The organism is Pelosinus sp. UFO1 (assembly GCF_000725345.1).
Classification (GTDB): Bacteria; Bacillota; Negativicutes; order DSM-13327; family DSM-13327; genus Pelosinus.
Window position 1 is genome coordinate 4379275 of record NZ_CP008852.1, and the last position, 12532, is coordinate 4391806.

The following is a 12532-nucleotide window of genomic DNA, read 5'->3' on the forward strand; positions in this document are numbered from 1 at the left end:
CCAAGTTGACGCTGGCCTGCAAGGCCATTCCGGTAACCAATCCATGTTGGTGATCTACATAGGCACCTAATGGACAGATGCGTAAGGAGAATTTAATCAACCGAAATCTCTGCATCAAGATACCGAATCTTAAATTTTAATAACAATCTTTCATACACAGTTTCTAATCCCGAAGATTAAAATACGGAAGTATTACTGACCATAGTCTCTCGTATTGGCCTTTAAGATCATCTAAAGATGATAATATTGTGCGTTTGATGAAATGTGATTCCTATCGTCCTGTTTCTTACATAGTCTGAAAAGAATTAATTAGCTTATATAAACTTTTAAATTGTTATTTTCCCCAAACCACTCTATTCACATAATCTATATAAGATAATATTATTCTAAGTACCTTATCCGATACATTAGGCATACTGTAATCTGATACATGTTTTAACGTATCTTTCTGTTGAGTCTCAAGTATCTCCAAGCCCTGTAAAATTCTTTCTTTTTCTAATCCTACCATCATAACGGTTGCTTCTTCCATTGCCTCTGGCCTTTCGTGTGCTTGTCTTATATTTAGTGCCCTGAATCCAAGTATTGATGACTCTTCACTAATTGTCCCACTATCACTAAGAACCGCTTTTGATTTAATCTGTAGCTTAACATAATCATTAAATCCTAATGGTTTCATTGTCTGGACCAATGGATTAAATTCCACACCTTTTGTTTCTATCATTTTTCTTGTTCTAGGGTGTGTACTTACTATAACTGGCATTCTATATTTATCTGCTATGGCATTTAAACTGTCCACTAAATTAAAAAAATTTTCTTCTGAGCTTATATTTTCTTCTCTATGAGCTGACACTACGAAATAGTGTCCTTCTTTTAAATTAAGTCTCTCTAATGCATCTGACTTTTCTATATCATCTAGCCTAGAATTGATAACTTCAAACATTGGACTTCCTGTTTTGATAATTCTGTCTGCAGGTAATCCTTCCCTTAGAAGATACTCCCTAGCAATATCACTGTAAGTTAAATTTATATCTGCAGTATGGTCAACAATTTTTCTATTTGTTTCTTCAGGTACTCTTTGGTCAAAACACCTATTTCCTGCTTCCATATGAAAAATAGGTATATGTCTTCTCTTAGCTGCAATTGCACATAAACAGCTATTGGTATCCCCAAGCACTAAGAAAGCATCTGGTTTTACTTCTTCCATGATAGGATCTATTTTAATCAATATATTTCCAATTGTTTCTACTGCAGTTCCAGTAGCTGCATTAAGAAAATAATCTGGTTTTTTTAATTTGAAGTCCTTGAAAAATACTTCATTTAGTTCATAATCATAATTTTGTCCTGTGTGGACAAGGATGTGTTCGATGGCTTCTGATTCTTCAAATTTATTGATAACAGCTGATAGCCTAATAATCTCTGGCCTTGTTCCTACAACGGTCATCACTTTAAGTTTCTTCATTAGATTTATACCTCCAAGAAATAGGTGTCTGGCTTTTCAGGATTAAATGCCTCATTGGCCCACATGAATGTTACCAAATCAGTATCGCCTACATTAATAATGTTATGAGTGTATCCTGTCGGTATATCCACCACTTCCATTCTGTCACCACTCACATAGTAATCAATGATTTCTTCTGTATCGATCTTCCTAAAACGAATTAATCCCTTACCGCTGACTACAAGAAACTTTTCATTCTTTGTATGATGCCAGTGGTTACCCTTTGTAATACCCGGTTTTGCGATATTAACTGAAAACTGTCCTCTGTCCATTGTCCGAATGATCTCTGTAAATGAGCCCCTATCATCTACATTCATCTTTAGCGGATAACTGAATTGATCTGTAGGTAAATAACTTAAATATGTGCTGTATAATTTCTTCTCAAACTCATTGGCCATACAAGGAACATTTAATGTTTTTCGGTTTTCTTTAAATGATTTAATTAAATCTACAATTTCACCAAGTGTAATAGTATGTGAGACTGGGACCTCACAGAAGTCAACTTTTCTATTTTCTTTACCCTTTAGTGCATTTATCAATTCTTCCACCACATCATCAATATAAACTAAGTTCATAACAACACTGGGATCATTGACTTGAATAGGCAAGTCATGCGCAATATTATTACAGAATGTAGCAATTGCACTGTTGTAATTAGGTCTGCACCATTTACCAAATACATTAGAGAATCGGTAGACTAGTACTTTTGCTCCAGTTTCTCTATTATAAGAGAACAATAACTCCTCACCAGCTTTTTTACTTTGTCCGTAAGGATTATCTAATGCTGCTTGTGTTGAAGATGAGATCATAATTGGAGCTTTATTATTATTCTTTTTTAATGAATCAAGTAGAGTAGAAGTAAAACCGAAATTTCCTTCCATAAATTCGTCTTTCTTTTGGGGACGATTAATCCCCGCCAAATGAAAAACGAAATCACATTTTTCAGTGTATCTATCAAGAAGTGATGGATCTGTTTCTGTATCATATTCTAAAACATCAGTATATTTTTGGTTTCTTAATTCGGCAATAAGATTTTTTCCTATAAAACCTTTTGCACCTGTAACTAGAATTTTCATACTCGATTCCTCCAAGCTTCCAACTCATGCCTAATATATTGTAAAGACAACAATTTTTCTTTCGTCTGTTCTACTGTAAGAAGTTGTGTATTATTGGAGTTAAATTCGGTTAATTTTGTTCTTTCTTGGTTTCCATCCGTAAAGTACTTATCATAATTCAGATCACGTTTGTCAGCAGGCACACGATAAAATTTACCCATATCAATCGCATTTGCGCACTCTTCATTGGTAAGTAATGTCTCATACATTTTTTCACCATGACGAATACCAATAACCTTAATTTCATTCTCTACTTCAAATAATTCTTTAACAGCCTGAGCTAATACCTCAATAGTCGTTGCAGGTGCTTTTTGAACCATGATATCTCCACTCTCAGCATTCTCAAAAGCAAAAATAACAAGCTCTACAGCTTCTTCTAGACTCATGATGAAACGAGTCATTATTGGTTCTGTCACCGTTAGTGGTTGTCCCGCTTTAATCTGCTCTATGAATAAAGGAATAACAGATCCTCTTGAGCACATTACATTGCCATATCGTGTTCCACAGATAAGAGTTTTCTCTGTATCTACAGTTTTAGCTTTCGCGACAAATACCTTCTCCATCATCGCTTTAGATGTACCCATGGCATTTACAGGATATGCAGCCTTATCCGTTGATAAACAGATTACCTTTTTTACACCTGCTTCAATGCAGGCTGTTAATACATTTTCAGTTCCAATTACATTTGTTTTGACTGCTTCCATTGGGAAAAATTCACATGATGGCACTTGTTTTAATGCTGCAGCATGGAAAACATAATCCACGCTATACATAGCATTTTTTATACTTGCAAGATCACGTACATCACCTATGTAATATTTGATCTTATCATTATTATATTTATGGCGCATATCATCTTGTTTTTTCTCATCACGAGAGAAAATTCGAATTTCTTTTATATCTGTTTCTAAAAAGCGGTTAAGCACAGCATTCCCAAAAGAGCCTGTACCACCTGTTATTAGTAAATTTTTGTTTTTAAACATTGTCATTCTTACCTCTCCTTTTCTAGTTTCAAGTATTTATTTATATATAAAGGCTGAATTACACAATAAGGAATTAACGAAATTATGTTTGCACCAACGATTGAAATCCAGCTTCCTGTCATTTGAAACAGTATATATGCAACCGGAATGTTAATAAGACCGCCTAGTGTCAACCATATAAATTGTATTTTTAATTTTCCTATTCCGTTTACAATGCTTGTTATTGCACTATGCCAAATATATAAACTTCCTGATACTGCAAAAATCAATGCATAAATAATGTTTATTTTTATTGTATTTTCGCCGAGCCATATATTTACTATAAATTGTAACAAAGATATTAATACAAACTCTCCAATAATAAATACAATAACTACAAATTTTAGTTTTTTGTATAATTTTCTTATCCATATAAAGTCATCCTGTGAGAAGGCTTTAGTAACGGCCGACCAAATAGGCGTTAAAGCTAATGTAAAAATTGTTCCTACTAAAGAAAATAATTTACTATAAATTTGATACTCAACAACATATTCATTTCCCACAAACCATGCTATTAAGAATTCATTTGTACCAGTAAGAAGCAAGCTCATAATTTGAAGCCAAAAAAAAACACCGCCAAGTTTCATAACGTCAATTGCATAATCAATTTTAAAAGACCTTGCACTAGGTATACAGAATCTAAGTTCCGTTAAAAAAGCAATAATTGTTGCCATAAAAAGAGGGATGATAGTAAAAACAATGTTAGCTTTTGCCAGTAATTTCAAATTATTTTCCATGCTTCCGGAGTCTGAATAAATAACAAAAGTAAGCAATAGAACGCTAGAAATTAAGGAAAGAACATTAGGGATCACTGATTTTTGCAAAGCATAAAATATCGAATATATTAATTTAAGTACAAATTGCAATAACATTCCAGAAAACAGTAATATAATAACTTCTAAAAGTACTTGTGAAGAAACAAGATCAGATGAAATATTAAACACATTATTCCAGCTAATAAAAGGAAATATAAGATATCCTAAAACAAATGCTATAATTGCTAAAATACTCGATATTATATATGAAGAAGATATGTATATTCTTGCGCTTTTCATATCATTTTCCATTAAATATCTTACAAGCCTATTACGTAATCCATTTCCAATACCTAAATCAAATGTCAAAATCCATGATAAAACAGAAATCATCGTAAACCAAAGCCCTAATATCTCCTGATTCTCAAAATACTTCATATAAGCCGGCATTGTAAAAAGAGACACGATCAATGCTAATCCCCTTACAACAAATGCTGCTACAGAATTAATAAATATTGATTTGTTAATTCCTTCCAAACGTTTAAATTTAATCAATCCATCTATCATTAAATAATTACCCTTCATTACTATTTTTTATATAGTGTAACTTTCTAGAGCCACGAAATTCTGCTAGTACATAGACATCTAATTACATCACCCTCTTGCAAGATAAATATAGGCCATGCAAATAACCCCTGCCCGAACCTTCTTTTGCAACTTTAATTCTATTGCTCAGATGAATCAGAGACTCTTTTAATGAAAGCCTACTAAACTTCGTGCTATATTCTCACTTATCAAAGAGATGGATGTGCGTTCCTCCTGGCCCCTTCAACTACAAGGCATTATCCGTTAAAAAGCGTGTCACTACACAAGAACGATTCGATGTTTAGCTTGTTAGAGGCACCTCCAGGTGATATTCGTTCCAAATGCAAGGTTGTGGACGTTCTTCATGTAGTGAATGCTCTGATTCATTCTGTGAGAAAAGTTGTGTTTGCGATGTCTATACTTCAGGACAAATTGATCTTTAGCATTGATGTTTCCTCTGAGTTTCCACCATCGCCCTGCTCGAAACTTACGGTTTACTCATCCGTAAGTCAAATATTCATTATCTTTAAATAGGAAAAACATCAGATATTTCCAAATCCTTAATTGTTAAAACAGTCCATTTTTTCCCATTCCAAAAATTACAAAATTCCTTTAATTCCATATATTAATAATCCAAAACTTCTTTTATAATTTTATCCTTATATTCTTCAGAGTGTTTCTCAGCGGAAATCCTTATTCCATTTTTCGACATTTCTTTTCTTAATATATCATCTTCCAATAATACCTTTATGCCATTATACAATTCATCGGTATTGGAAACTGATAATCCACAATTACATTTATTAACATACTTTGAGACAGCAATATCTTTTGGTGCATAACAAATAATAGGTTTACCTGCTGACATATACTCTGGTATTTTGGTTGATAATGAATACTTTGTAAATTTAATTAATTCAGCATCAAATGATTCCACATGAATTAGTATATCTGCCATTTCATATATTTTAAAGACTTTGTTGTGAGGCATAAAATCATGAAATTTAGTATTTTCTTTATTAAAAACTTTTTCGTATTTTTCTTTATCTGTTTCCTTTGTAAATATATGTAATATAATTACTTTATCTTCTCTATTAATTTTTTTTATCACATTTTCAAAATCAAGTAATACTTTCCATCTATCTAAATGTAATCCACCCGCATAAACAATATTAATTTGATTATTTTCAAACTTATTTTGACTAGATATATTCAAATTGGGAACGGTATTCATTAAAGCAACATATTTCTTTTTTGATATTTTACTATAATAGTCTGCCATTTCTTCACTAATAGTCATTCCGCAGTTCATAACCGATTCTACACTGTTTAGAACCTTAATAAGTTTATTTCTACAAGGCCTAAGTAAATAAGAATCATTATATTTAGTTTCTCTCCAATTATCCATATGGTGTAAAACAATAGGTATATTATATTTATTAGAAAAAAATAAAGAAACCTCTAACGGAAATATAGCTGACCCTAATGTATATATTATTTCTGGCTTAAATTGATCAACTAGTTCTATTTCTTTCTTATTATATTTCATATATATTGGTAAATAGTCGTTAATAGCTAATAGTAGATTTTTTACTTTATGCAAATTGCTTACTTTATTTGTTATTTCGCTATTAACAATTTTATTATTTATTTCATTTTTTAATTTTCCAGTATAAACTTTCCTAATTAAAGAGTATAACCATTTTGTTTTCGAGTTTAATTGAATTGATTTAATCACACAATTTTCATCACTATAATTATTTATGGGATAATAATATAATTCAAGTAAAGTATTACTATCAAAAGATGAAATAATACTTTTGATAGTAATACTTGTTGAGTTATTCTCATATGCACTATGTCCATTAATTATTAATACTCTTTTTTGACTTTTCATATTTGCCCTCCTCCCTATTCTGTGTTGTATCAACATTATGATTAAATAGCCAAACTAATAAAATTAGTATTGTAACAATTACTGAAGCTCTTGTTTGAAATAATTGATTGTTTGCAGGTACATATAATAACAGAATATTAATATTAGAAAACATTAATATATTTACCCAGTGACCGTTTCTTAAAATTCTATTCCAACTTAAAGCATATATAATCATAACCATACATAGAAAAACTATTGCTCCGACATAAGTAAAGTCAGAGGCTAGCCAAGGAAATATCGTATGCCAATTAGAATAAGCATCCCAATGAGTTTCCGCTTCCATCCTTATAGGATAAGAAGCAATAAAATTATCCGATAATGGTATTATCATATTAAACAACTCTTTCACTGCAAAAGAACTTCCATATCCATAAGACCAAACAAAGGGTAAGTCTAAACAAAGTGAAAGACCATAGTATCCATGAGATATATAGTAAAGGAATGTACCAATTCCAAGTTTTAGATCATCATCAAATAAAGACAACATCCAATTGTCGATATTTAGGGTTGCTCTACCCCCAACTGAATAATACTCAACTCCCCATAATCTCATCCTAGAATCTAATATACTTGCAAATAATAAAAGACATCCACAAATGCTAATAGAGATTAATAACATTTGTTTCGCATTTATTCTTTTACCAGACTGACAGAACTTAATAAATGCTACGGAAGCTATATATATAATTATATCCCCTAGCGCTTTTTGATTACCAACATATAAAATATTATAAATAACTGAAAGTAGTAAGACAGTAACATACAATACTCTATAAATTTTATTTAAAGAGCTAAAATAATAAGCTCCTAAAATTACAGTTATAACATATACTATTGAAAAATATGCAAAAAGCCATCCACTTCTATTTAATTCCATTCCTATATCTTTTTTGTTACTATATGCCTCTGCCATAGTTATGAATATATCATTTGTAGTTGGTAAACCAATCTCACTGATTTTAATTAATATCATAATTACAAATAAAAGCATAGATAATACGATACTTTTATTTGTGATTTTTATTCCGTTCCTCCACACTAGTAGGTTTTTTGTATTATTACTAATAACAAATCTTACACTCTTACTGGTTTTAACAAAAATTAAATATGTTATTATTGTAGATACTAAATATGTGAATATAAAATTACTTACATATAACTTATTAAAATTCAAGTATTCCCATGGACCATATAAATTAATAACTAATGTTATTAAAATATAGCCGACAAACAATTTCAAAGGTGTATTTAATCTATTTACTTTCTTAATTGGATATTTAACTTTTTCCAAGCAAGATTCATCACATTTTGTTGATTTGTTTTTATGCATATCATTTTCACCACTTCTATAAATTCCAAAACGGAACGACGCCCGTTTATGGTATTGGTCTGCTTACTGAGTATGTTACTTTGATGCACGAGAAAAAATTGTTTTTATTATATAAAACATAAAACTTGACCTTACTGCGATTATGTGGAAACACTGAACTCGTGATAGAATAACATCATGGCTGTAAAACGTGTTAAAAGAAAGTGGCAATTCTGTCACTGAGGTCGCTAGAGAACTTGATATGAGTCCCAATACTCTTCAAGTGGATGAGCAAGTTTAGTGAGCATGGTACTCAAGCATTTCCTGGAAGTGATCACCTTCACGAATCTGATGATGAATTGCGTAAGCTACGTAAGGAAATTGCTGAATTAAAGGAAGAGACCGCTATCTTAGTAGACCGTTGGAATTTCACCAACAACTTAGGCTCTCTTCTGGCTATCTTCTCAAGCCATTTGAATACTTGGTGGTTAAGTCTGGCAAATTGTTGCCTATACTCGCGTTGTGCCCAGCGTGCTATTGCTCGATTCATGTGTTCAAGCACAGAGTTTAACTCTGTTGCGGTGTCCCCCATTGTGTATACACATAAAATCAACGAATTTCTTAATATTTCATAGAATTGCTTAAATTTTTTAAATAATGACTTAATCAGCGATTCTTCCTAAATAATATTCTTCAGGCGTAAGGGTAATGATTGGAAGCATGTAACCTTCGTCGGTTATAAAAATCTCAACATACTCAAATACTGCTGATTTTTCTTCATCTCGTGTTTTAAACTGATAATCAATGAGCCATTCATATTTCATTTTCCCACAGAATGATTCCATTGGAGCATTATCCCAACAGTTTCCCTTTCTGGACATACTGCAAACAAACTTTCGTTTTTTAGTATCTGTTGATAATCGCTTGAACAATATTGACTGCCACGATCTGAGTGAAGAATACTACAAACCATTTATAAAAATTCCACTCATTCTTACTACCTTTTTAAGCTAACCGGATAAAATTCGCTATAGTATCAGTATATTTTTTGTAATCCAGTGTATTATTCTCCTGTACAAATCTACACATGTCTTTCATTTCATTTTTATTGACAGTAATTGCTCTTTTTATCGTTTGAACAAGCGCTTCATAAGAAAAATCTTTTGTAACCATTCCATTTTTTCCATCTATAACAAAATCAGCAATATTGCTAGAAGGCGTTGTAATAACTGGTGTACCACAAGCAAAACTTTCGCTTAATTTCGTTGGAAAGCCAGCTCTTGTCATACGTGTGTCTTCTCTTATAATAACTGAGTAATCGACACTACTTATTAAATGCAAACACTCTTTATGCGATAATTTACCCAAATAATGTATGCATTTTCTATAGAATACGTTATTTGCAATATATGGATATTCAATTTCAAATAATGCTTGATCAAACCCAGCTAATTTTAGTTGACAAAAGTATCCTTTTTCATTTAGATCACACACAGCAGTTATTAATAAATCTATGCGTTCCTTCTCACATTTTACACCTGGATTTCCTGCATAGCCCAAGGTGGGAGCAATGTTAGGAACATATTCAGGTATACTGCCCCACTTTCCCTCTTCTTTATCTATAGTTCCTGGAATCAAAATACAATTGGGCACTTTATCTTTATAGTAATCATAAAGGTATTTGCTAATACATATAATCTTCTGAAGTCTTGTCTGAACGTACTTCATTCGCAAATACGTATCTACATCTTTCACTATATTTAACGGGAATTTTTTCTTTGATGGAGGATACCACTCCGTCACATCAGCAATTAAGTATATATTGTTTGTCACGCAAAATTTATTAAGTCTCCATAGTGCTACCGCAGGGTAATTATAACAAATAACCGCCTTCAACATTGGCGTTTTTTTTATTATCTCAATCTCTTTTTTACATGAACTTAATCGAAAAAACCATTCCCTCACACTTCTGGGATAACCCCATTCTTTCATGTCAATGCCTATTATATTACTTTTACGCTCTACTGCATGAGGACTAGATATTTCCTTGTTCAACCCGTATAAAACAACTTTATAACCAATATCCCGTAACGATTTAGATATAGAAACTACTCTTTGTGCTGCGGCATTTTTATCAGGCAGTTCAAATCCCCCAAAGTATAAAACCGTTTCCTTATTCATATTTTCTACCTCTATAATATTTTTCTTATACCATTCCACTAGAAGCTCACTTCTTTGGGTGAAACGATAAATCGAATTATAACCTAGAAAACATCTTAATTAAATATTTAATAAAATTGCACTTCCTTTAAATAATTATTTATTACAATCTGCCTATCAAATTCATTCTCAACCTTTTTCCTACCATCCAACCCCATCCGCTTTTTAGCTTCATAATCTAGCTTTAAAAACTTTTCAACTTTATTAATTAAGTTTTGTGCATCTCTAGTTTCAAATAAATATCCAGTTACTTCATCGTCAATAACATCTTTAGACCCATTGATCTTTGTAGCAATACAAATTCTACCCATAGCTGCAGATTCTAAAAGCACATTAGGTACTCCCTCACCGCCATGAGACGGTAATATCGTGCAGTGGCATTTTTGAATCCACGGCTTGATATTTTTCTGAAATCCTATATAATTCACGACACCTTGCTCATGGTAAGTATCAAGTATTTCTTTGTATCTACCCTCTTCAACAAATCCCGCGATGTAGAAGTTAGTTTGTGGATACTTTTCTTTAATTGTCTTTGCACATTCAAGATACTGGTCAATGCCTTTAAGCTTCATTACTCTACCAACAAAAATGAAATTTACTTCGTCGTCAGGAGGTAGTTCACATACAGTATACTGTTCCAAGTTGACTCCGGAACCAGGAAGCACTTTATAATTATTACCAATCATCTTGTTCTGCACAAAATAGTCTTTATCACCACTATTCTGGAAAAACACTTTGTAGGACTTCTTAACTGAAATCTTGTACAGCATCTTTGCTATTGTACTAACAACATTCTTCTTCAAAAAGGTTGCACCCGTTCCAGTAATGTTGCTAACTTGAATATTCTTAGTTAGGTTAGAGGCGATGCAACCATATATATTCGGCTTAATAGTATATGAAAAAATAATATCCGGCTTTAGCTCTTGCATAATTTTGATATAAGTGCAAAGCAAGCTACAATCCTTGAAAGGATTAATTCCTCTGCGATCAACAGGTGTTTCTATTATTTTGCATCCCATCTCACTGAAGAATCCGTTTTCATCAGATTTAGGCATTGAGATATATACATCATTGCCATCTTCTACTAACTTTTTGATAAGTTCTTTTCTAAAGGAATATAAAGTTATAAAATGATTTGATAAAATCAATATTTTCTTATTCATCATCATGTACTTCCTTTTACACTATCGATTCTGCAATTTTAAGTACTCCTTAACTTCTATTTCTATTCCATCCTCGAAGGACATTGGTTTATAATTAAAATCTTTCATTGCTTCCTCATGCGAGAAACATCGATCCTCACTCATTCTTTGAACTCTTTCTATATAATCAACTTTACCGAATGTAATACCCTTCATGCATCTTGCCAAGAAAACGCCTACTTTTGAAGGAACACTAATAAAAATTGTCTCTTTGCCTAAATTAATGTTTATCAATTTGAAAGCCTCAAGCATTGTAATCGGTTTCTCACCAGATAGAATATATTCTTCTTTTGCCTTCTCGATGGGTAACGTAAGTACGCTATAATAAGCCTTACCTAGGTTTCTAGCATTAACCGGCTGAATTAAGCCATTTCCATGGTCAATTACTGGAAACATTCTCAATTTATCTAACATCTTAATAAATTTACTAATGTTGTGATCACATAAATCACCATATATCATCGTAGGACGCAGGATCGTAATTTTCACCTGCTGGTTTTTCGCAATATCCTGCAAATTCTTCTCGATTATTTTATACTCACCAGATGCCGCCTTAAATTTTGAATAAATCCCCGTGGTATGCACGAGGATTGCTCTTGGTACATTGTTTTTGATTGCAGCCTCAACGATATGGAGGGAATATCGTATACTAGGAATGTGTAGGACAGTAGTAACATCCTTTAAACAAGTATCTAGGAATTTAGTATCATTTAAGTCTCCGACAACCATCTCTATTTTTAACCCGCTATTCTCAATCATCTTTTTGTCTGAATTTGCTCTAACTACACAACGGATAGTATCCTCATACTTATGGTCAATCAACTCTTGCAAAAAATATCTTCCTGTATGGCCTGTTATCCCTGTAACTAATAACATAAGAATCCCCC

At 32.2% G+C, this 12532-nt stretch carries 10 protein-coding genes and 1 pseudogene; 1 reads left to right on the forward strand and 10 read right to left on the reverse strand.

The window, feature by feature from the left end; genetic code table 11:
• Window positions 1–334 precede the first annotated feature (334 nt).
• The 6 genes from wecB to UFO1_RS24170 form a co-directional block, all read right to left on the reverse strand.
• The gene (gene wecB, locus UFO1_RS20620; RefSeq protein WP_038673891.1) at window positions 335–1459 is read right to left on the reverse strand and encodes a non-hydrolyzing UDP-N-acetylglucosamine 2-epimerase; all 1125 of its coding nucleotides are present in this window, start codon (window positions 1457–1459) and stop codon (window positions 335–337) included.
• A 5-nt stretch (window positions 1460–1464) separates the two neighbouring features.
• Window positions 1465–2574, reverse strand: coding sequence for a capsular polysaccharide biosynthesis protein CapF (locus UFO1_RS20625; protein ID WP_038673892.1), 1110 nt, complete (start codon window positions 2572–2574; stop codon window positions 1465–1467).
• Complete coding sequence (locus UFO1_RS20630; protein ID WP_305809523.1) at window positions 2571–3602, reverse strand: nucleoside-diphosphate sugar epimerase/dehydratase; 1032 nt, start codon at window positions 3600–3602, stop codon at window positions 2571–2573. Before UFO1_RS20630 ends, UFO1_RS20625 begins: the two co-directional genes overlap by 4 nt.
• Before the next feature lie 2 nt (window positions 3603–3604).
• The gene (locus UFO1_RS20635) at window positions 3605–4957 is read right to left on the reverse strand and encodes a lipopolysaccharide biosynthesis protein (RefSeq protein ID WP_038673893.1); all 1353 of its coding nucleotides are present in this window, start codon (window positions 4955–4957) and stop codon (window positions 3605–3607) included.
• Window positions 4958–5600: 643 nt separating this feature from the next.
• A complete protein-coding gene (locus UFO1_RS20640; protein ID WP_038673894.1) occupies window positions 5601–6872 on the reverse strand; it encodes a glycosyltransferase in 1272 nt (423 codons plus the stop codon).
• Complete coding sequence (locus tag UFO1_RS24170; RefSeq protein WP_051789035.1) at window positions 6841–8244, reverse strand: hypothetical protein; 1404 nt, start codon at window positions 8242–8244, stop codon at window positions 6841–6843. The genes UFO1_RS20640 and UFO1_RS24170 overlap by 32 nt, the downstream gene beginning before the upstream one ends.
• Before the next feature lie 190 nt (window positions 8245–8434).
• Between UFO1_RS24170 and UFO1_RS26260 the strand changes: the two genes are divergently transcribed.
• On the forward strand, window positions 8435–8524 hold the full coding sequence (locus UFO1_RS26260) for a helix-turn-helix domain-containing protein (protein WP_071842041.1): 90 nt from the start codon (window positions 8435–8437) through the stop codon (window positions 8522–8524).
• A gap of 361 nt (window positions 8525–8885) precedes the next feature.
• Here the strand turns inward: UFO1_RS26260 and UFO1_RS25870 are convergent.
• From UFO1_RS25870 to UFO1_RS24620, 4 genes and pseudogenes are all read right to left on the reverse strand, one after another.
• Window positions 8886–9187 (reverse strand): annotated as a pseudogene (locus UFO1_RS25870) (integrase core domain-containing protein); the annotation flags it as partial.
• A gap of 41 nt (window positions 9188–9228) precedes the next feature.
• A complete protein-coding gene (locus UFO1_RS20655) occupies window positions 9229–10404 on the reverse strand; it encodes a glycosyltransferase (protein WP_144390908.1) in 1176 nt (391 codons plus the stop codon).
• Window positions 10405–10511: 107 nt separating this feature from the next.
• Entirely contained in the window at window positions 10512–11612 is a 1101-nt protein-coding gene (locus UFO1_RS20660) for a glycosyltransferase family 4 protein (RefSeq protein ID WP_201771040.1), read from the reverse strand.
• A 15-nt stretch (window positions 11613–11627) separates the two neighbouring features.
• The gene (locus UFO1_RS24620; RefSeq protein WP_071842043.1) at window positions 11628–12521 is read right to left on the reverse strand and encodes an NAD(P)-dependent oxidoreductase; all 894 of its coding nucleotides are present in this window, start codon (window positions 12519–12521) and stop codon (window positions 11628–11630) included.
• Window positions 12522–12532: the final 11 nt, after the last annotated feature.

What these genes read in the sequence shown, in the direction of transcription:
- wecB (WP_038673891.1), bottom strand. Translation starts at nt 1,459, where the DNA reads ATGAAGAAACTTAAAGTGATGACCGTTGTAGGAACAAGGCCAGAGATT.
- UFO1_RS20625 (WP_038673892.1), bottom strand. Translation starts at nt 2,574, where the DNA reads ATGAAAATTCTAGTTACAGGTGCAAAAGGTTTTATAGGAAAAAATCTT.
- UFO1_RS20630 (WP_305809523.1), bottom strand. Translation starts at nt 3,602, where the DNA reads ATGACAATGTTTAAAAACAAAAATTTACTAATAACAGGTGGTACAGGC.
- UFO1_RS20635 (WP_038673893.1), bottom strand. Translation starts at nt 4,957, where the DNA reads ATGATAGATGGATTGATTAAATTTAAACGTTTGGAAGGAATTAACAAA.
- UFO1_RS20640 (WP_038673894.1), bottom strand. Translation starts at nt 6,872, where the DNA reads ATGAAAAGTCAAAAAAGAGTATTAATAATTAATGGACATAGTGCATAT.
- UFO1_RS24170 (WP_051789035.1), bottom strand. Translation starts at nt 8,244, where the DNA reads ATGCATAAAAACAAATCAACAAAATGTGATGAATCTTGCTTGGAAAAA.
- UFO1_RS20655 (WP_144390908.1), bottom strand. Translation starts at nt 10,404, where the DNA reads ATGAATAAGGAAACGGTTTTATACTTTGGGGGATTTGAACTGCCTGAT.
- UFO1_RS20660 (WP_201771040.1), bottom strand. Translation starts at nt 11,612, where the DNA reads ATGATGATGAATAAGAAAATATTGATTTTATCAAATCATTTTATAACT.
- UFO1_RS24620 (WP_071842043.1), bottom strand. Translation starts at nt 12,521, where the DNA reads ATGTTATTAGTTACAGGGATAACAGGCCATACAGGAAGATATTTTTTG.